This is a genomic window from Micromonospora sp. WMMD558 (assembly GCF_049315255.1).
Taxonomy (GTDB): Bacteria; Actinomycetota; Actinomycetes; order Mycobacteriales; family Micromonosporaceae; genus Micromonospora.
Genome location: NZ_CP186061.1, coordinates 2,900,974 through 2,926,623 on the forward strand (window position 1 = coordinate 2,900,974; position 25,650 = coordinate 2,926,623).

Consider the following 25,650-nt stretch of genomic DNA (forward strand, 5'->3'; position numbering starts at 1 on the left):
GCGGAGAAGGTTAGTGCCAAGCGGCGCGAGGGAGATAGTGGCGTGAACAGGTGGAAGCGGCTGGCCCCGGTCACCGCCGTCGTGGCCTCGGCCGCGATGGTGCTGACCGGTTGCGGTGGCTCCGACGACGACAACGCGGCTGACAACAGCAAGCTGACCGTCTGGATGATGGGCGAGGGCAGCGAGGCGCAGACGACGTTCCTGGACGGCGTCGAGGCCGAGTTCCGGCAGAAGCACCCGAACACCGACGTGGTGGTCCAGTACGTTCCCTGGCTGGAGGCGCCGAAGAAGTTCCAGGCCGCCCTCGCCGGTGGAGAGGGACCGGACGTCACCGAGCTGGGCAACACCGAGACCCAGGGCTGGGCCGCCCAGGAGGCGCTCGCCGACGTGACCGGCAAGTTCGGCGGCTGGGCCGAGGGCAAGGACATCCTCCCCGACCTGGTGAAGAACGCGCAGCTGGACGGCAAGCAGTACGGCGTGCCGTGGTACGCCGGCGTGCGCGGCATCTACTACCGCACCGACTGGTTCGCCGAGGCCGGCGTGCAGCCGCCGAAGACCTGGGACGACCTGGTCGCCGCGGCCAAGGCCGTGCAGGCGAAGAAGCCCGGCACCTACGGCATCGCCGTGCCCGGCAACTCCGAGCTGCCCTTCTACTCGTTCCTCTGGGGCGCCGGCGCGGAGATCGCCACCAAGGAGGGCGACAGCTGGAAGTCCGGCCTGAACACCCCCGAGGCGCAGAAGGCCGTCAAGTTCTGGACCGACCTGGTGACCGTGCACAAGGTGGCCCCGCCGGCCGCCGCCGGCTGGAACGAGATCGACGCCCGGACCCAGTTCGCCACCGGCAAGGCGGCGATGGCCTTCGCCGGTAGCTGGCAGCAGGGCGCCATCAAGAAGGACAACCCGGAGATCGAGAAGGTCTGGGGTACGTTCCCGATCCCCGGCCCCGACGGCCAGCCCGCCCCCGCCTTCGCCGGTGGCTCCGACGTCGCCGTCTGGAAGGACAGCGAGCGCCAGGACCTCGCCTGGGACTACCTGACGGTGCTGCTGAGCAAGAAGAACGACCAGGCGTTCGCCGAGAGCCTGGGCTTCTTCCCCGTCTACCAGGACCTGGTCGGCGGCGAGAAGTACACGAACGACAAGGTCATGGCGTCGTTCGCCACCGCCATGAAGAACACCAAGCTCACGCCGCTCACCCCGAAGTGGGTCGAGGTCAGCCGGACCAAGACGGTGACCCAGGCGATGAACAGCTCGGTCATGAAGGGTCAGAAGACGGTCGAGAAGGCCACCGCCGACGCGGCCGCGGAGATGGAAAGCATCCTCAACGCCAAGTGACCACGCTGACCGAGGCGCCGGAGACGGCCGCCGCGCGGAAGACCCCCGCGCGGCGGCGTCGCCGGGTGGACCGCCTCCCGTACCTGCTGCTCCTGCCCTGCCTGGTGATCATCGCGGTGCTGCTGCTCTGGCCGCTCGGCCAGGTGGTGGCGATGTCCTTCTTCCGCCTGAACAACGTGCGGCAGCTGCGCGGTGACCGCGAGTGGCCGTGGGTCGGCCTGGGGAACTACACCGACATCCTCGGTGACCCGTTCTTCTGGACGGTGCTGCGGAACACCGTGCTCTTCGCCGCCGCGAACGTGGCCCTGACGATGGTCCTCGGCACCCTGGTCGGGCTGCTGCTCAACCGGCTCGGCAAGCGGATGGTCGCCTTCGTGGCGAGCTGCGTGATGCTGGCCTGGGCCACTCCGGCGCTGACCGGCACGATCGTCTGGAAGTGGATCTTCGACGACACCAGCGGGCTCGTCACCTGGCTGTTCAACGCGCTGCCCGACGGCCTGTCGCAGGCACTGTTCGGGCACAGCGACTGGACCGGCTACGGGTGGTTCAACTCGCCCCTGCTCTTCTTCGCCATCCTCACCCTCGTGGTGGTGTGGCACTCCTTCCCGTTCATCGCGGTCAGCGTGCTCGCCGGGCTGAAGAGCGTGCCGGGCGAACTGCACGAGGCGGCCCGGGTCGACGGGGCCGGCCCGTGGAAGGTGTTCTGGCAGGTCACCTTCCCGCTGCTGCGGCCGGTGTTCGGGATCCTGGTCGTGCTCTCCACGATCTGGGACTTCAAGGTCTTCACGCAGTACTTCGTCCTCGCCGGGGGCACCCAGGACCGCTCCACCTTCATGCTCTCGGTCTACTCGTACGCCGAGGCCTTCTCGCCGCCGCCCAAGTACGGGCTCGGCGCGGCGGTCGCGGTGATCCTGACCGTGATCCTGCTGGTGGTGACCGGCGTGTACGTCCGCATGGTGCTCAAGCAGGAGGAGGACGCGTGAAGCGGCTCGCCCTCAACGGTGCCGGTCTGCTGGTGGCGCTCTTCGCGGCGTTCCCGGTCTACTGGATGATCGTCACGTCCCTGAAGCCGAGTTCGGAGATCTTCTCCAGCACGCCCCGGCCGGTCCCCGGCGAGCCCACGCTGGAGCACTACCGGCAGATCCTGACCGGCAACCTGATCCCCGGCGTGACCTTCGCCGACTTCTTCCTCAACAGCGTCCTGGTGGCCGGCGCGACGGTGCTGCTCAGCGGCCTGGTCGCCCTGCTCGCCGCGACGGCGGTCGCCCGGTTCCGGTTCAACCTCCGGACCAGCTTCCTGATCATGCTGCTCGTGGTGCAGATGATCCCGCTGGAGGCGCTGGTCATCCCGCTCTTCCTGATGGTCCAGCGGCTCGGGCTCTACAACACGCTGCCCAGCCTCATCCTCACGTACCTCGGCTTCTCGCTGCCGTTCGCGGTGTGGATGCTGCGCGGCTTCGTCGCCGCGGTCCCCAAGGAACTGGAGGAGGCCGCGGCCATCGACGGGGCCAGCCGGGCACAGACCTTCCGGCGGATCCTCTTTCCGTTGGTCGCGCCCGGACTGGTGGCCACCAGCATCTTCTCGTTCATCACCGCCTGGAACGAGCTGATCTTCGCGTTGACGTTCATCAACGACCAGGACCGCTACACGCTGCCGGTGGCGATGACGTTCTTCTTCGGCCGGGACGACACCGCGTGGGGCCCGGTGATGGCCGCCTCCACGATCTTCACCCTGCCGGTGATCGTCTTCTTCCTGCTGGTGCAGCGTCGGATGGTCTCCGGCCTGGTCGCCGGCGCCGTCAAGGGCTGACGCCCCCGCCGGTGCGGACGATTAGGCTGGGCGCCATGACGGGCAGGGTGGCAGCGGTGAACCTCGGCATCGTGACCGAGGCGCAGTGGGCGGGCGACGCGAGCGGCCGCAGCGGCATCGACAAGCGCCCGGCACCCGGCCCGGTGCGCGTCGGCGCGGAAGGGCTCGCCGGTGACTTCATCGGGGAGCGCGCCCACCACGGCGGCCCGGACAAGGCGGTGTACGCGTACGCCGAGGAGGACGCCGCCTGGTGGGCGGCCGAGCTGGACCGGCGGATCGGTCCGGGCGCCTTCGGCGAGAACCTGACCACCCACGCCGTCGACGTGACCGGCGCGGTGATCGGCGAGCAGTGGTCGATCGGGTCGGTGGTGCTCCAGGTGACGATGCCGCGCACGCCGTGCACCACGTTCGCCGGGTTCTGGGGCGTACCGGATCTGATCAAGCGGTTCACCGTGCGCGCCCGCCCGGGTGCGTACCTGCGGGTGCTCCGCGAGGGTGAGATCGGCGCGGGGGACCCGGTCCAGGTGGTGGACCGGCCCGCGCACGGGGTGACGATCGGCGAGGTGTTCCGGGCGTTGAACCTGCAGCCGGAGCTGCTGCCCCGGCTGCTCGACGCGGAGGACCTGCCGTCGTGGATCCGGGAGAAGGTCCGCCGCCGCGTCACCGCCGCCGGCTGAGGCCGCGCCCGCGCCGCCGCCGGCTCAGGTCGCGGCGAAGACCTCCGCCACCACGCGGGCGGTCGGTTCCGTGCCCGTCACCCGGTCCCAGGTGCCCTTCTCGGCGGTCCACTGCCGGTCGCCGAAGCGGACCAGCCGCACGCCGTTGTCCTCGGCGTGCGACACGAGCCAGTGCGCGTACCGCCAGCCGCCGCGCTCGTCGTCGGGCGTGAGCGTGAGGCCGGTCAGGCTGACCGCGGCGGCCGTCGTGGCGAGCCCCCAATCGAGCGTCAGGCCCTGGGTCAGGGCGGCGGTCGCCGCCGCGCCCCGGCGCAGCGGATTGTCGCCGACCGTGCAGGCGACCGCGCCGGTCGCGTGCGCGAGCAGCGCGCGGGTCAGCACCTCCGACTCGTCGGCCCACTTCTGGTACGCCTCGGGGAACGCCGACCGTTGCACCTTCTGCGCGGCGTCGGTGACCCGCATCCGCTCCCAGCCGCGCACCTTGGCCAGGGCCGCGTAGAACTTGTTGGCGGCGTACCGCGGGTCGCGGATCTGCGTCGGCGTGCCCCAGCCCTGGCTCGGCCGCTGCTGGAACAGGCCCACCGAGTCGCGGTCGCCGCCGGCCAGGTTGCGCAGGCCCGACTCCTGGTACGCGGTGGCGAGCGCCACCACGACGGCCCGGTCCGGCATCCCGCGCTGGATGCCGATGGCCGCGATGGTCGCCGCGTTCGCCATCTGATCGGCGTCCAGGGCCACCTCGCCGTCCGCCTGCACCGTGCACGTCCGCGCGGAGAGCGGCAGCCTGAGCCGGTCGCCGAACTGCCGGAGGACGATGAACAGCCCGACCACGGCGACGAGAACGAGGACCACACCACCCGCGACGACTGCCCGAGTTCGCACCTGCACCCCCAGTCTGACAGTTCGACAAGCGTACGTCCCCCGTCGCGCCCCTCGGGTCGTCCGACCGGTTCCGGACGGCTCCGCCGGGCGTGGCCGCGACGGTCGTGCCGCCGTGGCGGGCGCGGAAACCGCAGGTCAGCCGGGCGAGGGGCGGACGGGGCCTTCCCGCGTCACCGCGCGCGGAAACCAGCTACTCGACCGGTACCCAGCTCGCCGGCCGCTTCTCCCGGAACGCCAGCACACCCTCCCGCCCCTCGTCGGACAGGAAGTAGCCGGTCGACAGCGCGGCCAGGTCGGCGATCTCGGCGCGCAGGTCCGCGGCGGCCGGGCGGCGCAGCAGCGCCTTGGCCCCGGCCAGGGCGCCCGGCGCGCCCCGGACCAGCGAGTCGCAGTAGCCCGCCACCGCGTCGTCCAGCTCCGCCGCCGGCACGGCGGCCGTCACCAGGCCGATCTCGGCGGCCCGCCGCCCGTCGAAGGTGTCCCCGGTGAGGTACAGCTCGGCCGCGGCGCGCGGGTGCAGCCGGGGCAGCACGGTCGCGGAGATCACCGCCGGGATCACCCCGATCCGGACCTCGGTGAACGCGAACGTCGCCTCCTGCGCGCACACCGCCAGGTCGGCCGCCGCGATCAACCCCAGGCCGCCGGCGCGGGCGGGCCCGGCGACCCGCGCCACCACCGGCTTCGGGCACTCCCAGACCGCCGCGAGCACGTCACCCAGCATCCCGGCCGGCACCGTCCCGCTGGCGTACGCGGCGGCGGTCTCCTTCAGGTCGGCGCCGGCGCAGAAGACCGGCCCGGTGTGGTCCAGCACGACCACGCGGACGGCGTCGTCCGCCACCGCGGCGGCGAGGCCGTCGAGCAGCTGGGTCATCAGCGACGTGGAGAGCGCGTTGCGGTTGTGCGGGCTGTCCAGGGTGAGGGTGGTCACCCCGCGGGCCGTGGCGACCCGCACGAGCGCGTCTGGAGAGGTCATGCCGGGCAGACTAGTGGCCATGCCCGGCGTCCTTCCAGAAGGTGAGACCGTCCCCGCCGACGGTTCGCTGCCCACCACCGCCCTGACCTCGGTCGGCGCGCGCGGTTTCGGCGTGTACGTGCACGTCCCCTTCTGCGCCAGCCGCTGCGGCTACTGCGACTTCAACACGTACACGGCCACGGAGCTCGGCGGCGGCGCCGGCCGCGAGGAGTACGCGGACACCGTGCTGGCCGAGCTGGCCCTCGCGGCCCGGGTGCTGCGCGACAACCCGCCGCCCCGGGTCGACACGGTCTTCGTCGGCGGCGGTACGCCGACCCTGCTCCCCGCCGACGACCTGGCCCGGATCCTCGACGGCGTCGACCGCACGTTCGGGCTGGCCGTCGACGCCGAGGTCACCACCGAGGCCAACCCCGAGTCGGTCACGCCGGAGTCGTTGGCGGCCCTGCGGGCGGCCGGCTACACCCGCATCTCGCTGGGCATGCAGTCCGCCTCGCCCGGGGTGCTGGCGATCCTGGACCGGCGGCACAGCGCCGGCCGGGCCGTAGCCGCCGCGCGGGAGGCCCGCGACGCCGGGTTCGAGCACGTCAACCTGGACCTGATCTACGGCACGCCGGGGGAGGGCGCGGAGGACTTCGCCGCCACGCTCGACCAGGTGGTCGCCGCCGGCGTGGACCACGTCAGCGCGTACGCCCTGATCGTCGAGGAGGGCACCCGGCTCGCCGCCCGGATGCGGCGCGGCGAGCTGGCGTACCCCTCCGACGACGTCGCCGCGGACCGCTACCTGGCCGCGGAGGCCGCCCTCGACGCCGCCGGTTTCTCCTGGTACGAGGTGTCCAACTGGGCGCGGACGCCGGCCGCCCGGTGCCGGCACAACCTGCTGTACTGGACCGGCGGGGACTGGTGGGGCCTCGGCCCGGGGGCGCACAGCCACGTCGGCGGCGTGCGCTGGTGGAACGTCAAGCACCCCACGGCGTACGCGAAGCGCCTCGCCGCGGGGGAGTCACCCGGCCTGGCGCGGGAGGTGCTGACCCGCGACGAGGCGCACATGGAGGACGTCATGCTGCGCCTGCGGCTCGCCTCCGGCCTGCCGCTGGACGTGCTGGACCCGGCCGGCCGCGCCGGCGCCGAGCGCGCGCGGGCGGCCGGCCTGCTGGCCGACGCCGACCACGCCGCCGGCCGGGCCGTGCTCACCCTGCGCGGCCGGCTGCTGGCCGACGCCGTCGTGCGCGACCTGCTTCCCTGACCGGCACGGACCGGCTCGGGGCCGGGCACGTCGGCCCCGAGTGGCGCCGACCGGCCGGGGCCGGGCACGTCGGCCCCGGGTGGCGCCGACCGGCCGGGGGGAGCGGCCGGTCGGTGCTCACTTGATGAAGCTCGCCGACATCGGGTAGCGGTACAGCGTGCCCTCGTTGGCCTTGACCCCGGCGATCGCGCCGAAGACGATGCCGATGATCGTCGCGGCCACGCCGACGAAGAAGCCGACGATGATGCAGGTGAAGATCCAGCCCACCAGCGCGATCACCGACCAGATGATCTGGAAGTTCAGCGCGGCGAGCGCGTGGGCCCGTACGGTCGGCGACTGGTTACCGCGGGCCATCAGGGCGACCAGCGGGGCCACCCAGCCGAAGACACCGCCACCGACGAGCATCCCGAGCGCGCCGCCGAAGTGCGCGATCAACGCCCAGGTCTTGTCCTCGTTGTTCGCGTAGCCGGCGGGGGCGCCGTAGGCGCCGCCGGTCGGGTAGCCCGGGCCAGGCGGTGGGTAGCCGCCGGGTGGGGGATAACCGCCGGGCGGAGGGTAGCCGCCCGACGGCGGAACGTCACCGGTGGGCGGCGGATAGCCGCCGGGCGGGGGATAGCCGCCCGGGCCCGGTGCCCCGGACAGTGGTGTGGTCGGCTCGTCGGAGCCGGGGACGGTCGGGTCCGGCTCTCCCGCTCCGGGAGGGCGAGGTGGTTCAGTCATGAGGATCACGGTAGGGGGAGCGCACAACGGGGCACCAGAGCAGAACCGTCCCCGATGTCCGGATGAACGGCCCTGGCGAATCCGCCGCCGTCCGGGACGCGTCATCCGCCGGCCGTTGATCATCGCGGCGCGGGCGGTGCCGACGTAGACTGGCACTCGCTACAGTCGAGTGCCAGGATGGCGCCGGGCAGCCGGCGGCCGACGCGCGACAGGAGGTGGGCACATGGGTCTCGACGACCGCAAGCTCGCGGTACTGCGCGCGATCGTCGAGGACTACGTCGCCACGCAGGAGCCGGTCGGCAGCAAGGCGCTGGTCGAGCGTCACCAGCTCGGGGTCTCCCCGGCGACCGTCCGCAACGACATGGCCGTCCTCGAGGAGGAGGGCTACATCCGGCAGCCGCACACCAGCGCCGGCCGCGTGCCCACCGACCGCGGCTACCGGCTCTTCGTGGACCGGCTGTCCCGGGTCAAGCCGCTCAGCCCCGCCGAGCGCCGGGCCATCGAGCGCTTCCTGCTCGGCGCGGTCGACCTGGACGACGTGGTGCACCGCACGGTACGGCTGCTGGCGCAGCTGACCCGGCAGGTCGCCGTCGTGCAGTACCCGAGCCTGGCCCGCTCCTCCGTGCGCCACCTGGAGCTGGTGCCCATCTCCACCACCCGGCTGATGCTCGTCATGATCGCCGACACCGGGCGGGTCGAGCAGCGCCTCGTCGAGATGCCGGGGCCGATCCCCGCCGACGACGTCACCGACCTGCGCCGGCTTGTCAACGAGAAGCTGGTCGGCACCCGGCTGTCCGAGACGCCGCCGCTGGTGCAGGCGCTGGTCGACGAGGCCTCGGCCGAGCTGCGCCCGGCCATGGCCACGCTCTCCACCGTGCTGCTGGAGACGCTGGTCGAGCGGCACGAGGAGCGCATCGCGCTGGCCGGCACCGCCAACCTCACCCGGGGCGGCCTGCTCGACTTCCAGGGGTCGCTGCGCCCCATCCTGGAAGCGCTGGAGGAGGAGGTCGTGCTCCTCAAGCTCATCGGGGAGGTCGAGCCGAGCACGATGCGGGTCCGCATCGGCGACGAGAACGAGATCGACAATCTCCGCTCGACGTCGGTGGTGAGCACCGGCTACGGCCCGGGGGCCACCATCGTCGGCGGCCTCGGCGTGTTGGGGCCGACCCGGATGGACTACCCCGGCACCATCGCCACGGTGCGGGCCGTGGCACGCTACGTGGGCGACCTGCTGGCCCAGAACTAGGCAGTACCGTCCGGCCGCTCCGGCCGGCGGCCGGCGCAACGCGAGACGAACATGAGGACACGGAACGCAGTGGCCAGGGACTACTACGGCATCCTCGGTGTGAGCCGGGACGCCTCCGACGACGAGATCAAGCGCGCGTACCGCAAGCTGGCGCGTCAGTACCACCCGGACGTCAATCCGGATCCGGAGGCGCAGGAGAAGTTCAAGGACATCAACGCCGCGTACGAGGTCCTCTCCGACGACCGGAAGCGGCAGATCGTCGACCTCGGCGGTGACCCGCTCGCACCCGGTGGCGGGGGTGCCGGCGGTCCGGGTGGCCCCGGCGGCACCGGCCCGTTCGTCGGCTTCCAGGACATCATGGACGCGTTCTTCGGGGGCGCCGCCGGTGGTGCCCGCGGCCCGCGCCCGCGTACCCGGCCCGGGGCTGACGCGATCCTGCGCCTCGAGCTGGACCTGCACGAGACGGCGTTCGGCGTCGAGGCCCCGATCACGGTCGACACCGCCGTGCTGTGCACCACCTGCGCCGGCGCCGGCACCGCCGCCGGCACCCACCTGGCCACCTGCGAGGCGTGCGGCGGCCGCGGCGAGGTGCAGTCGGTGCAGCGCACCTTCCTCGGCCAGGTGGTCTCCGCCCGGCCCTGCACCGTCTGCCAGGGCTACGGCACCACGATCCCGCACCCCTGCCCGACCTGCGCCGGTGACGGCCGGGTGCGCACCCGCCGCTCGCTCACCGTCAAGATCCCGGCGGGCGTCGAGGACGGCATGCGGATCCGGCTGGCGCAGCAGGGCGAGGTCGGCCCGGGCGGCGGCACGGCCGGCGACCTCTACGTGGAGATCCACGAGCGTCCCCACGACGTCTTCTCCCGCAAGGGCGACGACCTGCACTGCCGGGTCACCGTCCCGATGACGGCGGCCGCCCTGGGCACCCGGCTGACCATCAAGACACTCGACAGCGAGGAGCCGGTGGACGTCAAGCCCGGCACCCAGCCGGGCAGCACGCTGCGGCTACGCGCCCGCGGCGTACCGCACCTGCGCGGCACCGGTCGCGGTGACCTCTACGTCCACCTCGACGTGCGGACCCCGACCAAGCTCGACGCCGAGCAGGAGAAGATGCTGCGCGAGTTCGCCCGCACCCGGGGCGAGGAGGTCGCCGAGCTGACCAAGCAGGGTGGCTTCTTCTCCCGGATGCGGGACGCCTTCAACGGCCACGCCTGACCGTCCGCGGCCCGGCGACCGGCCGGGCCGCTAGCCTGGTGATCGTGTCCGCGCCGCTGTTCCTGGTCGACTCGCTGCCCACCGCCGACCGGATGACCCTGGACGGCCCCGAGGGGCGCCACGCCGCCACCGTGCAGCGGCTCCGGCCCGGCGAGCGACTGCTGCTCGCCGACGGGCGGGGCAGCACGGCCGCCGCGGTGGTCGGCGCCGTCGGCAAGGACACGCTCGACCTCGAGATCACCTCCCGGGGGTACGCGGACGCGCCGGTCCCCCGCCTGGTCGTGGTGCAGGGCATCGCCAAGGGGGACCGGGGCGAGCTGGCCGTGCAGGCGATGACCGAGGTCGGCGTGGACGAGATCGTGCCCTGGGCGGCCGAACGCTCGATCGTCCTCTGGCGCGGTGACCGGGGCGTACGGGCCCGGGAGAAGTGGGTGACGACCGCCCGGGAGGCGGCCAAGCAGGCCCGCCGGCCCTGGCTGCCGGTGGTGGCCGGATCGCCGGACGAGTCGACGACGCAGGTGGGCCGCCGGCTCGGCGGTGCCGCCGCCGCGTTCGTCCTCCATGAGGGAGCCGAGGAGCGGCTGACGACGGTCGCGTTGCCGGCGACCGGTGAGATCGTGCTGGTGGTCGGGCCGGAGGGGGGCATCGCCGACCGCGAGCTGGACGCCTTCGCGGAGGCCGGTGCCCGGCCGGTGCGGCTGGGCCCGTCGGTGCTGCGCACCTCGACGGCCGGGGTGGCGGCCCTGGCGGTGCTGTCCGCCCGCCTCGACCGCTGGTAGGCCACCGGCGACCGGATCCCCGCCCGCCACCGGGCCGGACGGCCCGGCCCCACCCTCCGCCGCGTTCCCTTTGCTCTGCTTCAACCGGCGCACAGGTTTCGCGGCGATTCCGCTGCGTCCGTTGAAGCAGAGCAAAGGGGCCACAGCGACCTGTGGTGGCCGGCCGTAGGCGCGCCCGGGCCGAGTCCCCAGGCGAAGAACGTCGACGCCGACGTCACCGGGCTCAGCTGCGCAGGTAGGAGGCGCCGTTGAGGTCGACGATGGTGCCGGAGGCCCACTCCGCCTCCGGGGACGCCAGCCAGTGGACCGCGGCGGCGATCTCCTCCGGCCGGGCCACCCGGTTGAACGGGGACTGCGCCCGGACCGCGTCGCCGCGCGGCGACTTGAGGTGTTCGTTGGTCATGTCGGTCTCGACGAAGCCGGGCGCGACGGTCGCCACCCCGATGCCGTACGGGGCGAGAGCCACCGCGAGGGACTGACCGAGCGCGTTCAGGCCCGCCTTGCTCGCCCCGTACGCGGGATTGCCCGGCTCGCCGCGGAAGGCGCCCCGGGAGGAGACGTTGACGATCCGACCGCCCCGCTCCCGCATGTGCTGGGCGGCGCACCAGCACGCGTTGGCCGCGCCGAACAGGTTGGTCTCGACCACCGCCCGCCAGCGCTGCCGCCACTGCTCGTAGGTGGTCTCGAACACCGGGTGGGGCGGGTCCGCCGGCCCGAACACACCGGCGTTGTTGACCAGTACGTCGAGTCCGCCGAGGCGTTCCGCGGCCTCGTCCACCATCACCCGGACGGCGTCCGGGTCGGCCAGGTCGGCGCGGACCACCACGTGGCCCGCGCCGGGCAGGTCGACGCGGAGCGCCTCCGCCAGGTCCGCCGAGTCCCGGTGGTGGATCGCCACCCGGTCCCCGCCGGCCGCGAACGCCCGCGCCACCGCCCGCCCGATGCCCCGCGAGGCTCCCGTCACCAGCACCGCCCGTGATGTCACGGCGGCCATCCTGCCGTAGCGCCGCGGCGCTGTTGACGCCGGACCCGGCCCGCCGCCACCAGCCCCGGCGCGGCCGGCCCCCGGTGACCGGCGGTGCGGCCTGGTGCGCCCGGGGTTGTTCGCCCGCTACGGGCGGCGTTCCACCCGTGCCCTTCCTTAGACTGCCCCGGTGAGCACACCTGACTGCCTGTTCTGCCGCATCGTCGCCGGCGAGATCCCGGCCACCGTCGTCCGGGAGACGCCCACCACGCTCGCCTTCCGCGACATCGGCCCGAAGGCGCCGGTGCACGTGCTGGTGGTCCCCAAGGAGCACTACGCGGACGTGGCCACCCTCGCCCAGGGCGACCCGGGGCTCGCCGGCGAGGTGCTCGCCACGGCCACCGCCGTCGCCGAGGACGAGGGGCTGCTCGGTGACGGCTTCCGGCTGATGTTCAACACCGGGGCGTACGGCGGCCAGGAGGTCTTCCACGTGCACGCGCACCTGCTCGGCGGCGCCCCGCTCGGGCCGATGCTGGCGCGGAACCTCGCGTGACGCCGACGGACCGCCTGGACCGCATGGTGCGGCAGATCCAGGCGCGGGCCCGGATACCGGCGGTCTCGGCGGCCCTGCACCGCGCCGACCGTCCGCTGTGGACGTGCGCGGTCGGGGGGACCGGGAACGACACCGCGCTGGACCCGGAGACCCGCTTCCGGATCGGCTCGGTGACCAAGACCTTCACCGCCGTCCTGACGATGCAGTGCCGCGACGACGGCCTGCTCGACCTGGACGACCCGCTGAGCCGGCACCTGGACCTGCCGGCGCACGGCGAGCTGACCGTCCGGCGGCTGCTGTCGCACACGGCGGGCCTGCAGCGCGAGCCGTACGGCGACGTCTGGGACACGCTGCGCGCGCCGGACACCGACCAGCTCCTGGCGGACCTGGCGAGGGCGGAACGGGTGCTGCCTCCGGGGCGTCGCTACCACTACTCCAACCTGGGCATGGCACTGCTCGGCCACCTGGTCGGCAGGCTGCGTGGCGGCACCTGGGCGGAGGTGCTCGCCGAGCGGGTGCTGACTCCGCTGGGGCTGACCGCCACCACGGTGGAGCCCGGCCGGCGGGCCGCCATCGGCTTCCTCGTCGACGCGTACTCCGACGAGGCGCATCCGGAGCCACCCACCGACTTCGGCGCGGTCGGCCCGGCCGCGCAGCTGTGGAGCACGGCCGGTGACATGGCCCGCTGGGCGGCCTTCCTCGCCGACCCGGCGGCGCTCGACGCGGCCGGCCGGGTGCTCGCGCCCGCCACGCTCGAGGAGATGCGCTGGCCGGTCACGGTCACCGACGAGACGCTCTGGGGCGGCGGGTTCGGCCTGGGGCTGATCCTGGTGCCGCAGGGCAAGCGGGTCATGCACGTCGGCCACGACGGCGCGATGCCCGGGTTCCTCGCCGCGGTCTACGGCCGCCGGGGCGGCGACGGGACCGCCGGCGCGATGGGCGCCGCGGTGCTCGGGTCCTCCGGCACCGCCGGTGAGCTGTTCGACCTGCCGCACCGGCTGCTCGCCGCCGCGGCGGAGCACGACCCGGCTGAGGTGACGCCCTGGCGGCCCGGGCCGCCGGCCCCACCGGAGATCCGCGGCCTGCTGGGTCGCTGGTGGGGCGAGGGTTTCGAGTACGTGTTCAGCTGGCACGACGGCGCGCTGCGCGCCCGGGGCGCCGACGACCCGGCCGGGAAGCCGCCGGCGGTCTTCGCCCCGCTGCCGGACCGGCCGGACGTCTACCGGACGGTCTCCGGTCGGGAGGTGGGTGAGCTGCTCCGGCTCACCCGGAACGGGGACGGAACGGTGATCCGGATGCACTGGGCGACGTACCGCTTCACCCGTACCCAGGAGACGTTCGACCGGTACGACTTCCGCACCGGCTGACCCCCGGCCGGCTTCGCGATCTTGTAGTGGTCGCCTCGACAAATGTCGTGAAAAGGTGCGAATCAGGGTCGGAATGTGCACGACCGTGGGGGGTGGGCTCGGGTTGCGTGGCGGGGAAATGGGCGAGGTGGTGGCGGTGTTGAACGGATACGATGAGAGCAACGCCAGCACGCCGTGGCACCGGCCCGGCGCCGAGATCGAGAGCAGGTGGCTCAGGGCCCCTCGGCCCGACCTATGACCAGCACCCCACCTCCCGGCCCGCCCCGGGCGCAGACCAGGATCACCGTTCCGGATTCGAAGATCATGGTCAATCTCCTCGGCGCGGGTGACGAGATCCTGCGACTGGTCGAGCGTTCGGTCAACAGCGACGTGCACGTCCGGGGCAACGAGATCACGATCACCGGTGCTCCCGCGGACAACGCCCTCGCCGAGCGGCTCTTCGGCGAACTGCTCGAACTCATCGAGAAAGGCGAAACCCTGACCACTGACGCCGTCCGGCGTACCGTCGGCATGCTCGAGCAGGGCAGCGCCGAGCGGCCCGCCGAGGTCCTGACGCTCAACATCCTCTCCCGGCGTGGTCGCACCATCCGCCCCAAGACCCTCGGGCAGAAGCGTTACGTCGACGCGATCGACGCGCACACCATCGTCTTCGGCATCGGCCCGGCCGGCACCGGCAAGACCTACCTCGCCATGGCGAAGGCGGTCCAGGCGCTCCAGGCCAAGCAGGTCAACCGCATCATCCTCACCCGGCCGGCGGTCGAGGCGGGTGAGCGGCTGGGCTTCCTGCCCGGCACGCTCAACGAGAAGATCGACCCCTACCTGCGGCCGCTGTACGACGCGCTGCACGACATGCTCGACCCGGACTCCATCCCCAAGCTGATGGCGGCGGGCACGATCGAGGTGGCGCCGCTGGCCTACATGCGCGGTCGTACGCTGAATGACGCGTTCATCATCCTGGACGAGGCGCAGAACACCACGCCCGAGCAGATGAAGATGTTCCTCACCCGGCTCGGCTTCAGCTCCAAGATCGTCGTGACGGGCGACGTCACCCAGGTGGACCTTCCCGGCGGGACGACCAGCGGCCTGCGGGTCGTCCGGGAGATCCTCAGCAACGTGGAGGACGTGCACTTCGCCCAGCTCTCCAGCTCCGACGTGGTCCGGCACCGGCTCGTCGGGGAGATCGTCGACGCGTACGCGCGCTGGGACGCCGAGCGGGAGAACCAGCAGGCGCAGAGCGTGCACGCCGTGCCCGGGCGGACCGCCCAGGGCGGTGGCCGGGCCGGTCGCCGCCGCTAACGACCTGAAGGAAGACAGTTGTCCATCGAGATCGCCAACGAGTCCGGTGTCGACGTCGACACCGACGCCGTGCTCGCCGTCGCCCGGCACGCCCTCGACGAGATGGGGGTCAACCCGCTCGCCGAGTTGTCCGTGCTGCTCGTCGACATCGACTACATGTCCGAGCTGAACCACCGGTGGATGGGCGGCGACGGCCCCACGGACGTGCTCGCCTTCCCCATGGACGAGGGCAGCGTCGACCACGGGCCGGGGGAGAACGCCGCCGCCGGCGCCGAGCCCGCGTTGCTCGGCGACATCGTGCTCTGCCCCGAGGTGGCGGCCAAGCAGGCGGCCGCCGCCGGGCACTCCGCCGCCGACGAGCTGCACCTGCTCACCGTGCACGGCGTGCTGCACCTGCTCGGTTACGACCACGCCGAGCCGGAGGAGGAGCGGGAGATGTTCGCGCTCCAAGCCCGACTGCTGGCCAGTTGGCGGGCGACCCGGGCCCAGTGATGTCCCCCCTTGCGGCAGCGACGGCCGGCGCGAGCGGCCTTCCCGACCTGCAACTGATCTTCTTCGCGGCCGGGCTGGTCGTGCTCGCCGGTCTGATCGCGATGACCGAGGCGGCGCTCGCCGCCGTCTCCCCGGCGCGCGCCGCCGAGCTGGCCCGGGACGGCGCGCGGGGGGCCCGCGCCCTCCAGGCCGTCGCCGGTGACGTGGTCCGCCACCTCAACCTGCTCCTGCTGCTGCGGCTGCTCGCCGAGCTGGGCGCGACCACCCTGGTCGCGCTCGTCGCGGTGGACACGTTCGGCGCCGGCTGGCGGGCCGCACTGATCACCGCCGGGGCGATGACCGTGGTCAGCTTCGTGGTGGTCGGCGTCGGGCCGCGCACCATCGGCCGCCAGCACGCGTACGCGGTGGCTCGTGGGGTCGCGCCGCTGGTGCGCTGGCTGGGCCGGGCGCTCAACCCGCTCGCCTCGCTGCTCATCCTCATCGGCAACGCGGTCACGCCGGGGCGCGGCTTCCGGGAGGGGCCGTTCGCCACCCAGGTGGAGCTGCGCGAACTGGTCGACCTGGCCGAGCAGCGGGGCGTGGTGGAGCACGGCGAGCGGCAGATGATCCACTCGGTCTTCGCGCTCGGCGACACGATCGCCCGCGAGGTGATGGTGCCGCGCACCGAAATGGTGTGGATCGAGAAGCACAAGACCCTCGCCCAGGCCCTGGTGCTCTTCCTGCGCTCCGGCTTCTCCCGCATCCCCGTGATCGGCGAGAGCGTCGACGACGTGCTCGGTGTGCTCTACCTCAAGGACCTGATCCGGCGTACGCAGGGCGGCGTCCCGGAGGACCGGCAGCTTCCGGTCGCCGAGTTGATGCGCCCGGCGACCTTCGTGCCGGAGTCCAAGCCCGTCGACGACCTGCTCTCCGAGATGCAGGCCGCCCGCAACCACCTCGTCATCGTCGTCGACGAGTACGGCGGCACCGGCGGCCTGGTCACCATCGAGGACATCCTGGAGGAGATCGTCGGCGAGATCACCGACGAGTACGATGTCGAACGCCCGCCGGTCGAGCACCTCGACGACGGCGCGGTGCGGGTCACCGCTCGGCTCCCCGTCGAGGATCTCGGCGAGCTGTTCGACACCGACCTGCCCACCGACGAGGTGGAGACCGTCGGCGGCCTGCTCGCCCAGTCCCTGGGTCGGGTGCCCATCCCGGGCGCCCAGGTCGAGGTGGCCGGCCTGCGGCTGCTCGCCGAGGGCACCACCGGCCGGCGCAACCGGATCGACACCGTGCTGGTGCGCCGTGCGGAGCCGACCGACCAGCAGGACGACCGGGGCCGGGGCGAGCCGGCCGAGACCCGTACCGACCGAGCCGAGGAGAGGCTGCCCGCCGATGCCTGAGTCACCCGCCGCACCGACCGCGTCGTCCGTCCCGGTGGAGCTGAGCGCCGAGGACGCCAAGCTGGTCGTCCTGGCGCGCGGCGCGCGTGGCCGGGTCGGTGCCGTCGAGGGCGCCGCCGTCCGGGACCAGGACGGCCGCACGTACGCCGCGGCCAGCGTCTCCCTTCCGTCGCTGGCGCTCACCGCGCTTCAGCTCGCCGTCGCCTCGGCGGTCGCGGCCGGTGCCACCCGGCTGGAGGCGGCGGTCGTGGTGACCGAGGCGTCGACGCTCGACGGCGCCGGTCACGCCGCCGTCCGCGACCTCGCCGCCGACGCGCCGATCCACGTGGCGGCCCCGGACGGCAGCGTCCTCGGCACGGTGGTCGAGTGAGGCCGGAGGAGTTGGAGCGGCGGCCGTACCGGGCGGGGTTCGCCTGCTTCGTGGGGCGACCGAACGCCGGCAAGTCGACGCTGACCAACGCGATCGTCGGGCAGAAGATCGCCATCACGTCGAGCAAGCCGCAGACGACCCGGCACGTCATCCGGGCGGTGCTGCACCGGCCCGACTCGCAGCTCGTCCTCGTCGACACGCCGGGCCTGCACCGTCCCCGTACGCTGCTCGGCGAACGCCTCAACGACCTGGTGCGGCAGACGTGGAGCGAGGTCGACGTGATCGGCCTCTGCATCCCGGCGGACGAGCCGATCGGCCGGGGTGACCGGTTCATCTCCGGCGAGCTGGCCGAGCTGAAGGCCACCGTCCTCGCCGTGGTCACCAAGACCGACCTGGTGGACCGCAAGCGGCTGGCCGAGCAACTGCTCGCGGTCAGCGAGCTCGGCGAGTTCGCCGAGGTGGTGCCGGTGAGCGCGGTCTCCGGGCACCAGGTCGACACGCTGGTCGACGTGATGACCCGCTACCTGCCGGAGTCGCCGCAGCTCTATCCGGACGACATGCTCACCGACGACCCGGAGCAGGTGCTGGTCGCCGAGCTGATCCGGGAGGCGGCGCTGGAGGGCGTGCGCGACGAGTTGCCGCACTCCATCGCCGTGGTGGTGGAGGAGATGGTCCCCGAGGGGCAGGTCACGAAGATCTACGCCGACGTGTACGTCGAGCGGCCGAGCCAGAAGGCGATCGTGATCGGCCACCGGGCGAGCCGGCTCAAGGACGTCGGCACCCGTGCCCGGCGGCAGATCGAGGAGCTGCTCGGCACCCGGGTGTACCTCGACCTCCACGTCCGGGTCGCGAAGGACTGGCAGCGGGACCCGAAGCAGCTGCGCAAGCTCGGCTTCTGACCCGGGCGCCGGCCGCGTCGATCTGGACCGGCACCGGCCCGCGTCGGCCGGTCCGCGCCGGCACCGGCGCGTCGGCCGGCCCGCGCCGGTCGCGCGGCTCGGGACACCCGCCCGGACGTCCGCTGTGACCGATCCGCTGATCGTTATCGGCCAGGTCGATGGGGATTGTCACTATCCGCCCGACTCTCTCGCCGTTTCGCGTTCGCCGGGCAGAGGGTAGGTGAGCGTACGCCCCCTCCGCCCCGGACACAGATGCAGGCTGATGCGAAACAGATATCTGGACCTCCTGCGCTTCCTGGCCATCGTTCGAGTCGTCGTCTACCACGTCACCGGTTGGGCGACGCTCACGCTCGTCTTCCCGGCGATGTCGGTGATGTTCGCCCTCGCCGGTTCGCTGATGGCGGCGTCGCTGCGGCGATCCGGGCCGCCGGCGGTCGGCCGCCGGCTGCGCCGTCTGCTGCCGTCGCTGTGGGTGCTCGCCGCGGTCTTCGTACCGGCGATGCTGCTCACCGGGCTGCCGTTGACGCCGAAGGTCCTGCTCTGGCTGGTCCCGGTGGCCGACCCACCGGCCAACGACTGGGGCGCCGTGGCGCTCAGCCCGATCTGGTACCTGCGCAACTACCTGTGGTTCGTGCTCGCCTCACCGGTGGCGCTGTGGCTGTTCCGGCGCGCGCCGCTGCCCACCCTCCTCGCCCCGTACGCCGTGCTCGCGGCCATCGAGTCGGGCGTGTACCCGAACGCGCCGGCGGCGGTCCAGCAGTTCGGGCTGTACTTCGGGGCCTGGCTGCTCGGGTTCGCCCACCAGGACGGGGCGCTCCGCCGGCTCGCCAACCGGGTGCTCTGGCCGGCCGCCGCGGTCCTCGTGATCGCCGGCGGGGCCTGGATCCTCACCCATCCGGGCCCGCGCGGCTACGACCTCAACGACATCCCGCTCGGCAACGCCCTCTGGTCGGCCGGCTTCATCCTGGTCCTGCTCGGCCGGGCGCCGGCGAGCGCGGCGTGGGTGGACTGGAACGCGCTGATCGGGAGGCTGGTCACCATCCTCAACCGCCGGGCGTTGACCGTCTACCTCTGGCACATGCCGTTCGTCGTCGCGCTCACCCCGCTGGTGGACGTGGTCGGCTGGTCGCACCAGGATCCGGTCGGCCTCGCGATCCGGATCGCGCTGGTCTTCGCGCTCGTCGGCGTCGTCACGCTGCTCGTCGGGTGGGTGGAGGACGTGGCCGCCCGGCGCCGGCCGGAGCTGATCCCGGGCGGGCGGCGGTCGGCCCCGGCCGGCCCGGTGCGGCGGCCGGCGAGCCACCCCGGCAAGCCGGCCGGCGGGAGTGCGGCCGTGCCGGCCGGACGCGCCGTCGTGCCGGGGCAGCACATCCGGGAGCCGGAGACGGTGGAGATCACCGCTGGGAGACGGTGAGGTCCCCGCTGCCCGTGGCGACGTCGAGCACCAGCGTCGCCGACGGTACGTTCGGCACGCCCACCTCCGCGCGGCCCGAACCCACCTCGGAGACCACCCGGTAACTGCCGGCCGGGACGGTCAGCTCGACGTCCCCGCTGGAGGCGTGCGCCCGGACCGAGGCGGGAGTGGCCAGCTCGACCGTCACCCGGCCCGAGTTCGCCTCGACGTCGACGCCGCCGCCCAGCCGGCGGGCCGTGATGTCGCCGGACGACGCCCGCAGCCGCACCGGCGCGGTCACGTCGACCACCTCGATGTCGCCGGAGCCGGTCTCGACGCGTACCGGGCCGCCGGCGTTGGCCACCCGGACGTCGCCGGAGCCCACCGTCACGTCGACGGCGCCGGTCCGGCTCACGTCGACGTCCCCGGAGCCGGTCTCGCCCCGCACTGCGACGCCGGGCGGGGCGGTCACCTCGTAGGAGATGCTGCACCGGGGACCGCAGTCGGTGTCCAGCACCAGTTCCGTGCCGTCGACGCGGTACGTCGTCTCCGGCTGGTCGCTCTGGTAGCGCACCACCCGCTTGATCCGCACCGACCCGGGAGCGCCGGTGGCCCGTACGACCACGTCACCGGCACCGGGCAGCACCCGTACGGTGGTGATCTTCACCGCCTCGGTGTTGTCGAAGTCGAGCCGGCGGAAGGACAGGCTGTCACACCCGGCGACGACGATGAGCGTGGCGGCCGCGAACGCGGACACGGCGGACGCCGTGCCCCGGGTGCGGACGGTGCTCCGGTGCAGTGCCATGCCGAGGACGCTACGGCCGCGGGCCGGTCCGCCGCATCGGGGGCCGTCCGGGCGTCCACCCCGAACCGACCCTGATTTCCCACCCCGAGGGAGAATGGCCCGATGGCCGGGTACCGCCGACAGCTCTACCGCGACGACGCGGTGGTGCTGCGTGTGCAGAAGCTCGGCGAGTCCGACCGCATCATCACCCTGCTCACGCGCCGGCACGGGCGGCTACGGGCGGTGGCTCGCGGGGTGCGGCGCACCACGAGCAAGTTCGGGGCGCGGCTGGAGCCGTTCGGCCACGTCGACCTCCAGCTCGCCGGCGACCCGAAGGGCAACCACGGCAGCTCGCTGCACACGGTGAGCCAGGTCGAGGGCATCGACCTGTACGGCAAGCGTTTCCTCGGTGACTACCCCCGCTACACCGCGGCCAGCGCGATCTGCGAGACGGCCGAGCGGCTCACCCCGGTGGAGCGGGAGCCGTCACTGCGGCTGTTCCAGCTCACCCTCGGTGCGCTGCGGGCGCTCGCCGACGGGGAGCACGCCACCACCCTGGTGCTGGACGCGTACCTGCTGCGCGGCATGGCCCTGGCCGGCTGGGCGCCGGCGCTGGGCGCGTGTGCGGTCTGCGGCACCCCCGGGCGGCACCGGGCCTTCTCCGTGCCGGCCGGGGGCGCGGTCTGCCCGGACTGCCGGCCGCCCGGCGCCGCACACCCCGCGCCGGCCACGATCGACCTGATGTCCGCGCTGACCAGCGGCGACTGGCGGGTCGCCGACGCCACCGAGACCGGCGTACGCCGGGAGTGCAGCGGCCTCGTCGCGGCGCACCTGCAGTGGCATCTGGAACGCGCGTTACGCTCGCTGCCGCTGGTCGACCGGGGCGCTCCGGCGGCCGGTGCGGTCCCGACGCCCGCCGCCCGGGCGGCCGCGGATCCGGCCGGGCGACCTGCCGGCGGGCCGGTCGTCGAGCCGGGCGGGGGACCGGCGGGGGCGTAGGACGCGAGCAGAAAGAGAGTGCAGTGATCCGATCGATGAGGGGCACCCGGCGGGAGCCGGCGCCACCGACCCCGCACCCGTCCGGCGCCCGCCCACCCGCGCTGCCGCGGGAGGCGCTGCCCCGCCACGTCGCGGTGGTGATGGACGGCAACGGCCGGTGGGCCAAGGAGCGTGGCCTGCCCCGCACCAAGGGGCACGAGGCCGGTGAGTTCTCGCTCTTCGACACCATCGAGGGTGCGATCGAGCTGGGCGTCCCGTACCTGTCGGCCTACGCGTTCTCCACCGAGAACTGGCGGCGCTCGCCCGACGAGGTGCGCTTCCTGATGGGCTTCAACCGGGACGTCATCCGCCGTCGCCGGGACCAGCTCGTCGACCTCGGTGTCCGGGTCGTCTGGTCGGGGCGGGCCGGCCGGCTGTGGAAGAGCGTCATCTCGGAGTTGCAGACCGCCGAGGAGATGTCCCGGGGCAATTCGACGCTGACGCTCCAGTTCTGCGTCAACTACGGCGGGCAGGCCGAGATCGCCGACGCCGCCGCCGCGATCGCGCGGGACGCCGCGGCCGGCCGGCTGGACCCGGCGAAGGTCACCGAGAAGACCATCGCGAAGTACCTCTACCACCCCGAGGTCCCCGACGTGGACCTCTTCCTGCGTCCCTCCGGTGAGCAGCGCACCTCGAACTTCCTGCTCTGGCAGAGCGCCTACGCCGAGCTGGTCTTCCTCGACACGCTCTGGCCGGACTTCGACCGCCGGCACCTCTGGTACGCCTGCGAGCTGTACGCCCAGCGGGACCGTCGCTTCGGCGGGGCGCTGCCCAATCCGGTGGCACCCACCACCTGACGCTTACCGCGCGGTCGCGCCGGGTATCTCTCTGGTCAGCAGTTACTGACGGAGGTGAACCACGATGATCCAGAAGCGGATCGCCCAGTGGGCGTTCATGGCCCTCGCCGTGCCGGTGGCGGCCGCGGGCGCGCGCAAGCTCAGCCACACGATCGAGGCGCGGCGGGGCCCGTCCGGCATCTCCCGCCTGCTCAACAAGGGTGCCGACATGCTCCGCCCGGCGAAGGCCAAGCGCCGCCGCTGGTTCTGACCCGGCCGGCCCCGACACGACGCCGCCTCCCGCGTACGCCGGGTGGCGGCGTCGCGCGTTCCGGGGCGGCCTGGACTCCCGGCGGCCTACGATCGGGACAGGGGGTGGGAGATGCGGGAGCTGCGGTACAAGATGCTCATGGCGCTGAACGCGGCGGACATCGGCGAGCCCCTCTGCGGGCAGCTGGCGGAGATCTGCGCCGAGATCGCCGAGCAGCACTGCCAGGAGGTGGGTCACGTCCCGCAGGTCCGCGCGGGCGAGATCGGCGAGCTGGCCACCGGGGAGCCGGCGCTGACCTGGGCGCCGACCGAGACCGGGCAGCGCGCCTGGTGACCGCGCCCGCGTCCGCGGTCGACATCCGGCGCGCCGGCGACCGGTTCCACACCCGGATCTCCTGGCTCGATTCCCGGCACTCCTTCTCGTTCTCGCGGCACTACGACCCCGCGAACACCCACCACGGGCTGCTCCTGGTCAACAACGACGACGTGGTCCGCCCCGGCGCCGGGTTCGAGACCCATCCGCACGAGGACATGGAGATCGTCACCTGGGTGCTGCGCGGCTCACTGGTCCACCAGGACTCCACCGGCCACTCCGGCGTGATCTACCCCGGCCTGGCGCAGCGGATGAGCGCGGGCACGGGCATCCTGCACTCGGAGAAGAACGACGCCTGGCGTCTCGACGGCCGCGATCCGCACACCGACCCGGTCCACTTCGTGCAGATGTGGGTCGTGCCGGACGAGGCGGGCGTCGACCCGGGGTACGAGCAGCTCGAGATCGACGACCAGTTGCTGCGCGGCGGCCTGGTGCCGGTGGCCTCCGGCATGGACCGGTACGCGGGCGACTCGGCGATCCGCATCCGCAACCGGTACGCCACGCTGCACGCCGCCCGCCTGCGGCCCGGCGACGAGGTGACCCTCCCCGACGCCCCCTTCGTCCACCTCTACGTGCCGGACGGCGCGGTGACGCTGGAGGGCAGCGGACTCCTGGGGACCGGCGACGCCGCCCGCCTGACCGGGCCGGGAGGCCAGCGGGTGACGGCAACGGAACCAGCGGAGATCCTGGTCTGGGAGATGCACGCCACGCTCGCGTGACCGCACCGCCCCCGTCCGACCCGTCCTGCTCCGCCACCCCGGAGCGGCCCCTTTGCTCTGCTTCAACCCACGCAACGGTTTCCGACGGATTGTGCTGCGTCGGTTGAAGCAGAGCAAAGGGCTCGGCAAGGGTTGCCGGGCGGCCTGGCTGGCGCCGGCGGGCCTGCACCGTTCCGGCGCCGCGCCGCCAACCGGATGTGCGGGTCGAGGGAAGGGGTCAGGCCTCGATCTCGCGGCGGTCGCCGGCCCAGAGGGTGTGGTACGAGCCGTCGCGGTCCACCCGGCGGTAGGTGTGGGCGCCGAAGTTGTCCCGCAGGCCCTGGATCAGCGCCGCCGGCAGGCGGTCGGCGCGCAGGGCGTCGAAGTAGGCCAGCGACGAGGCGAACGCCGGTGCCGGCACGCCGGCCCGGGCCGCCTCGGCGACCACCCGCCGCCAGCTCGGCACCCCGTCCCGCACGGTGTCGGCGAACCACGGCGCCACCAGCAGGCTGGGCAGGTCGGACTGGTCGTCGTACGCCTGCCGGATCCGGTCGAGGAAACGCGCCCGGATGATGCAGCCGCCCCGCCAGATCGTCGCCGTGCCGCCCAGGTCGATGTCCCAGTCGTACTCCCGGCTGCCGGCGCGGATCTGGTCGAAGCCCTGTGCGTACGCGACGATCTTGCTGGCGAGCAGCGCGCGCCGCACGTCTTCGACGAAGGTCTCCCGGTCGCCGACCCGCCACGTCGCGCCCGCCGCCGGGAACGCCCGCCGCGCGGCCTCCCGCTGACCGGCGTGACCGGACAGCGACCGCGCGAACGTCGCCTCGGCGATGCCGGTGATCGGGATGCCCAGGTCGAGGGCACTCTGCACGGTCCACCGGCCGGTGCCCTTCTGCTCGGCCTGGTCCAGCACGACGTCGACGAACGCACGCCCGGTGGCCGCGTCGTCGTGCCCGAGCACGTCGGCGGTGATCTCGATGAGGAACGACTCCAACTCGCCGGAGTTCCACTCCCGGAAGATGTCGGCGATCTCCGCCGGTTCCGCGTCCAGACCCGCCCGCAGCAGGTCGTACGCCTCGGCGATGAGCTGCATGTCGGCGTACTCGATGCCGTTGTGGACCATCTTCACGAAGTGCCCGGCGCCGTCCGCCCCGATGTGCCGGCAGCACGGTACGCCGTCCACCTGCGCGGCGATCTTCTCGAAGATCGGCCCGAGCTTGCGGTACGACTCGGCCGAGCCGCCCGGCATGATGCTCGGGCCGCGCAGCGCGCCCTCCTCGCCGCCGGAGACGCCGGTGCCCACGAAGTGCAGCCCCTGCTTGCGCAGCGCCTCCTCGCGGCGCCGGGTGTCGGCGAAGTGCGCGTTGCCGCAGTCCACGATGATGTCGCCGGCGTCGAGCAGCGGGACCAGTTCGTCGATGACCGCGTCGGTCGGCCCGCCCGCCTTGACCATCACGATGACCGCCCGGGGGCGTTCCAGCGCGGCGACGAAGTCGGGCAGCGACTCGGCGGGCAGGAACCGCCCCTCGTCCCCGTGCTCGGCGACCAGGCTGCGCGTGCGCTCCGGCGAGCGGTTGTGCACCGCCACGGCGAAACCGTTGCGGGCCAGGTTCCGGGCCAGGTTGCGGCCCATCACCGCCAGCCCCGTCACGCCGATCTGCGCCGTCGCCTGTTCGGTCATCCGTCCGCCGCCTTCCGCCGTCGTCAACCTGCCGTTGCGACCGTATCGCGGCGTCCAGGGGAGTGGGCTGCGTCGTCGACAGTGTGTCACCGGTCGGGCGCGTCCGGTCGCCGGCGCGGCTCCGGCCGTCGTCCTGCGCGTGGACCGGGGCCGTCGCGGTCCCGCCGACGTCGACAATTCGGCTGCGCCCGGCCGGGGGGCCGGGTTAGGCTGCCCGCATGCGCAACTGACGCCCCTTTCCCGAGCCGGGTCCGCCGCCGTCGCGGCCTGACCCGCGTGCTTCCGGGCGTCCGCGTCTCCCCACCCGCCGTCGGGCCGGTGGTGCCCTCCGTGGTCGTTCCCGGGGCAGCAGTCCCCACCCGCTCGGTCGCCGTCGGCGGCCACGAGACGCAGCGGGGCCACCGGCCACGGGCCGGGGAGCCCGCAGAGTGAGGAGG

Annotated in this window: 27 protein-coding genes; 21 read left to right on the forward strand and 6 right to left on the reverse strand. The window is 73.2% G+C overall.

Going from position 1 to position 25,650, the window contains the following annotated elements:
• The first annotated feature begins 42 nt into the window (after positions 1-42).
• Genes ACN26Y_RS14120 through ACN26Y_RS14135 form a run of 4 tightly spaced genes read left to right on the forward strand, consistent with a single transcriptional unit; the run spans position 43 to position 3,819 of the window.
• Entirely contained in the window at positions 43-1,332 is a 1,290-nt protein-coding gene (locus tag ACN26Y_RS14120) for a sugar ABC transporter substrate-binding protein (RefSeq protein ID WP_155330720.1), read from the forward strand.
• Positions 1,329-2,315, forward strand: coding sequence for a carbohydrate ABC transporter permease (locus ACN26Y_RS14125; protein ID WP_422734800.1), 987 nt, complete (start codon positions 1,329-1,331; stop codon positions 2,313-2,315). Before ACN26Y_RS14120 ends, ACN26Y_RS14125 begins: the two co-directional genes overlap by 4 nt.
• Complete coding sequence (locus tag ACN26Y_RS14130) at positions 2,312-3,142, forward strand: carbohydrate ABC transporter permease (protein WP_155330722.1); 831 nt, start codon at positions 2,312-2,314, stop codon at positions 3,140-3,142. The genes ACN26Y_RS14125 and ACN26Y_RS14130 overlap by 4 nt, the downstream gene beginning before the upstream one ends.
• 35 nt (positions 3,143-3,177) lie before the next feature.
• On the forward strand, positions 3,178-3,819 hold the full coding sequence (locus tag ACN26Y_RS14135) for an MOSC domain-containing protein (RefSeq protein WP_155330723.1): 642 nt from the start codon (positions 3,178-3,180) through the stop codon (positions 3,817-3,819).
• 24 nt (positions 3,820-3,843) lie between these two features.
• Here ACN26Y_RS14135 and ACN26Y_RS14140 read toward each other — a convergent pair whose 3' ends face one another.
• Together ACN26Y_RS14140 and ACN26Y_RS14145 are read right to left on the reverse strand one after the other, a co-directional pair.
• On the reverse strand, positions 3,844-4,704 hold the full coding sequence (locus ACN26Y_RS14140; protein ID WP_155330724.1) for a hypothetical protein: 861 nt from the start codon (positions 4,702-4,704) through the stop codon (positions 3,844-3,846).
• 184 nt (positions 4,705-4,888) lie between these two features.
• A complete protein-coding gene (locus tag ACN26Y_RS14145) occupies positions 4,889-5,671 on the reverse strand; it encodes an enoyl-CoA hydratase family protein (RefSeq protein WP_155330725.1) in 783 nt (260 codons plus the stop codon).
• Positions 5,672-5,690: 19 nt separating this feature from the next.
• Here ACN26Y_RS14145 and hemW point away from each other — a divergent pair, with 19 nt between their 5' ends.
• Positions 5,691-6,914: a radical SAM family heme chaperone HemW gene (hemW, locus tag ACN26Y_RS14150; RefSeq protein WP_196255850.1), complete on the forward strand. Its 1,224-nt coding sequence runs from the start codon at positions 5,691-5,693 to the stop codon at positions 6,912-6,914.
• A 117-nt stretch (positions 6,915-7,031) separates the two neighbouring features.
• Here hemW and ACN26Y_RS14155 read toward each other — a convergent pair whose 3' ends face one another.
• Complete coding sequence (locus ACN26Y_RS14155; RefSeq protein WP_196255851.1) at positions 7,032-7,634, reverse strand: DUF4870 domain-containing protein; 603 nt, start codon at positions 7,632-7,634, stop codon at positions 7,032-7,034.
• Positions 7,635-7,857: 223 nt separating this feature from the next.
• On the opposite strand from ACN26Y_RS14155, the gene hrcA reads away from it, so the two are divergent.
• The 3 genes from hrcA (at position 7,858) to ACN26Y_RS14170 (ending at position 10,874) form a co-directional block, all read left to right on the forward strand.
• A complete protein-coding gene (gene hrcA, locus ACN26Y_RS14160; protein WP_155330727.1) occupies positions 7,858-8,880 on the forward strand; it encodes a heat-inducible transcriptional repressor HrcA in 1,023 nt (340 codons plus the stop codon).
• 69 nt (positions 8,881-8,949) lie between these two features.
• The gene (gene dnaJ, locus ACN26Y_RS14165; RefSeq protein ID WP_196255906.1) at positions 8,950-10,095 is read left to right on the forward strand and encodes a molecular chaperone DnaJ; all 1,146 of its coding nucleotides are present in this window, start codon (positions 8,950-8,952) and stop codon (positions 10,093-10,095) included.
• A 44-nt stretch (positions 10,096-10,139) separates the two neighbouring features.
• Complete coding sequence (locus ACN26Y_RS14170) at positions 10,140-10,874, forward strand: 16S rRNA (uracil(1498)-N(3))-methyltransferase (protein ID WP_155330729.1); 735 nt, start codon at positions 10,140-10,142, stop codon at positions 10,872-10,874.
• 223 nt (positions 10,875-11,097) lie between these two features.
• Here the strand turns inward: ACN26Y_RS14170 and ACN26Y_RS14175 are convergent, their stop codons facing one another.
• The gene (locus ACN26Y_RS14175; RefSeq protein WP_155330730.1) at positions 11,098-11,859 is read right to left on the reverse strand and encodes an SDR family NAD(P)-dependent oxidoreductase; all 762 of its coding nucleotides are present in this window, start codon (positions 11,857-11,859) and stop codon (positions 11,098-11,100) included.
• Between the two features lie 169 nt (positions 11,860-12,028).
• On the opposite strand from ACN26Y_RS14175, the gene ACN26Y_RS14180 reads away from it, so the two are divergent.
• From ACN26Y_RS14180 to ACN26Y_RS14215, 8 genes are all read left to right on the forward strand, one after another.
• Complete coding sequence (locus ACN26Y_RS14180; RefSeq protein ID WP_155330731.1) at positions 12,029-12,391, forward strand: histidine triad nucleotide-binding protein; 363 nt, start codon at positions 12,029-12,031, stop codon at positions 12,389-12,391.
• 23 nt (positions 12,392-12,414) lie between these two features.
• Positions 12,415-13,758 (forward strand): serine hydrolase domain-containing protein, encoded by a 1,344-nt coding sequence (locus ACN26Y_RS14185; RefSeq protein ID WP_155334084.1) that lies wholly within the window; start codon positions 12,415-12,417, stop codon positions 13,756-13,758.
• Between the two features lie 303 nt (positions 13,759-14,061).
• Positions 14,062-15,054 carry a PhoH family protein gene (locus ACN26Y_RS14190; protein WP_230688989.1) on the forward strand — a complete coding sequence of 331 codons (993 nt, stop codon included), beginning with the start codon at positions 14,062-14,064 and terminating at the stop codon, positions 15,052-15,054.
• Positions 15,055-15,072: 18 nt separating this feature from the next.
• Positions 15,073-15,546, forward strand: a complete 474-nt coding sequence (gene ybeY / locus ACN26Y_RS14195; RefSeq protein WP_155330733.1) for an rRNA maturation RNase YbeY — start codon at positions 15,073-15,075, stop codon at positions 15,544-15,546.
• Positions 15,522-16,931 carry a hemolysin family protein gene (locus ACN26Y_RS14200; protein WP_155330734.1) on the forward strand — a complete coding sequence of 470 codons (1,410 nt, stop codon included), beginning with the start codon at positions 15,522-15,524 and terminating at the stop codon, positions 16,929-16,931. Before ybeY ends, ACN26Y_RS14200 begins: the two co-directional genes overlap by 25 nt.
• The gene (locus tag ACN26Y_RS14205) at positions 16,924-17,301 is read left to right on the forward strand and encodes a cytidine deaminase (protein ID WP_155330735.1); all 378 of its coding nucleotides are present in this window, start codon (positions 16,924-16,926) and stop codon (positions 17,299-17,301) included. Before ACN26Y_RS14200 ends, ACN26Y_RS14205 begins: the two co-directional genes overlap by 8 nt.
• Positions 17,298-18,200, forward strand: coding sequence for a GTPase Era (gene era / locus ACN26Y_RS14210; RefSeq protein ID WP_155330736.1), 903 nt, complete (start codon positions 17,298-17,300; stop codon positions 18,198-18,200). Before ACN26Y_RS14205 ends, era begins: the two co-directional genes overlap by 4 nt.
• A gap of 262 nt (positions 18,201-18,462) precedes the next feature.
• A complete protein-coding gene (locus ACN26Y_RS14215; RefSeq protein ID WP_155330737.1) occupies positions 18,463-19,614 on the forward strand; it encodes an acyltransferase family protein in 1,152 nt (383 codons plus the stop codon).
• Here ACN26Y_RS14215 and ACN26Y_RS14220 read toward each other — a convergent pair.
• A complete protein-coding gene (locus ACN26Y_RS14220; protein ID WP_155330738.1) occupies positions 19,595-20,398 on the reverse strand; it encodes a DUF4097 family beta strand repeat-containing protein in 804 nt (267 codons plus the stop codon). The two genes, ACN26Y_RS14215 and ACN26Y_RS14220, sit on opposite strands and share 20 nt — an antisense overlap.
• Positions 20,399-20,500: 102 nt before the next feature.
• On the opposite strand from ACN26Y_RS14220, the gene recO reads away from it, so the two are divergent.
• The 5 genes from recO (at position 20,501) to ACN26Y_RS14245 (ending at position 23,553) form a co-directional block, all read left to right on the forward strand.
• Positions 20,501-21,376 carry a DNA repair protein RecO gene (recO, locus tag ACN26Y_RS14225; RefSeq protein ID WP_230688990.1) on the forward strand — a complete coding sequence of 292 codons (876 nt, stop codon included), beginning with the start codon at positions 20,501-20,503 and terminating at the stop codon, positions 21,374-21,376.
• Between the two features lie 35 nt (positions 21,377-21,411).
• A complete protein-coding gene (locus tag ACN26Y_RS14230) occupies positions 21,412-22,212 on the forward strand; it encodes an isoprenyl transferase (protein ID WP_155330739.1) in 801 nt (266 codons plus the stop codon).
• A 64-nt stretch (positions 22,213-22,276) separates the two neighbouring features.
• Positions 22,277-22,462, forward strand: a complete 186-nt coding sequence (locus tag ACN26Y_RS14235; RefSeq protein ID WP_155330740.1) for a hypothetical protein — start codon at positions 22,277-22,279, stop codon at positions 22,460-22,462.
• 111 nt (positions 22,463-22,573) lie between these two features.
• Entirely contained in the window at positions 22,574-22,795 is a 222-nt protein-coding gene (locus tag ACN26Y_RS14240) for a thioredoxin reductase (RefSeq protein WP_155330741.1), read from the forward strand.
• On the forward strand, positions 22,792-23,553 hold the full coding sequence (locus ACN26Y_RS14245) for a pirin family protein (protein ID WP_155330742.1): 762 nt from the start codon (positions 22,792-22,794) through the stop codon (positions 23,551-23,553). The genes ACN26Y_RS14240 and ACN26Y_RS14245 overlap by 4 nt, the downstream gene beginning before the upstream one ends.
• 217 nt (positions 23,554-23,770) lie before the next feature.
• On the opposite strand, the gene gndA is transcribed toward ACN26Y_RS14245, so the two are convergent.
• Entirely contained in the window at positions 23,771-25,213 is a 1,443-nt protein-coding gene (gene gndA / locus ACN26Y_RS14250; protein WP_155330743.1) for an NADP-dependent phosphogluconate dehydrogenase, read from the reverse strand.
• Positions 25,214-25,650 lie beyond the last annotated feature (437 nt).

What these genes read in the sequence shown, in the direction of transcription:
- ACN26Y_RS14220 (WP_155330738.1), bottom strand. Translation starts at nt 20,398, where the DNA reads ATGGCACTGCACCGGAGCACCGTCCGCACCCGGGGCACGGCGTCCGCC.
- ACN26Y_RS14240 (WP_155330741.1), top strand. Translation starts at nt 22,574, where the DNA reads ATGCGGGAGCTGCGGTACAAGATGCTCATGGCGCTGAACGCGGCGGAC.
- ACN26Y_RS14155 (WP_196255851.1), bottom strand. Translation starts at nt 7,634, where the DNA reads ATGACTGAACCACCTCGCCCTCCCGGAGCGGGAGAGCCGGACCCGACC.
- ACN26Y_RS14190 (WP_230688989.1), top strand. Translation starts at nt 14,062, where the DNA reads ATGGTCAATCTCCTCGGCGCGGGTGACGAGATCCTGCGACTGGTCGAG.
- hrcA (WP_155330727.1), top strand. Translation starts at nt 7,858, where the DNA reads ATGGGTCTCGACGACCGCAAGCTCGCGGTACTGCGCGCGATCGTCGAG.
- hemW (WP_196255850.1), top strand. Translation starts at nt 5,691, where the DNA reads ATGCCCGGCGTCCTTCCAGAAGGTGAGACCGTCCCCGCCGACGGTTCG.
- ACN26Y_RS14185 (WP_155334084.1), top strand. Translation starts at nt 12,415, where the DNA reads ATGGTGCGGCAGATCCAGGCGCGGGCCCGGATACCGGCGGTCTCGGCG.
- ACN26Y_RS14135 (WP_155330723.1), top strand. Translation starts at nt 3,178, where the DNA reads ATGACGGGCAGGGTGGCAGCGGTGAACCTCGGCATCGTGACCGAGGCG.
- ACN26Y_RS14230 (WP_155330739.1), top strand. Translation starts at nt 21,412, where the DNA reads ATGAGGGGCACCCGGCGGGAGCCGGCGCCACCGACCCCGCACCCGTCC.
- recO (WP_230688990.1), top strand. Translation starts at nt 20,501, where the DNA reads ATGGCCGGGTACCGCCGACAGCTCTACCGCGACGACGCGGTGGTGCTG.
- ACN26Y_RS14205 (WP_155330735.1), top strand. Translation starts at nt 16,924, where the DNA reads ATGCCTGAGTCACCCGCCGCACCGACCGCGTCGTCCGTCCCGGTGGAG.
- ACN26Y_RS14145 (WP_155330725.1), bottom strand. Translation starts at nt 5,671, where the DNA reads ATGACCTCTCCAGACGCGCTCGTGCGGGTCGCCACGGCCCGCGGGGTG.
- ACN26Y_RS14235 (WP_155330740.1), top strand. Translation starts at nt 22,277, where the DNA reads ATGATCCAGAAGCGGATCGCCCAGTGGGCGTTCATGGCCCTCGCCGTG.
- ACN26Y_RS14215 (WP_155330737.1), top strand. Translation starts at nt 18,463, where the DNA reads ATGCGAAACAGATATCTGGACCTCCTGCGCTTCCTGGCCATCGTTCGA.
- gndA (WP_155330743.1), bottom strand. Translation starts at nt 25,213, where the DNA reads ATGACCGAACAGGCGACGGCGCAGATCGGCGTGACGGGGCTGGCGGTG.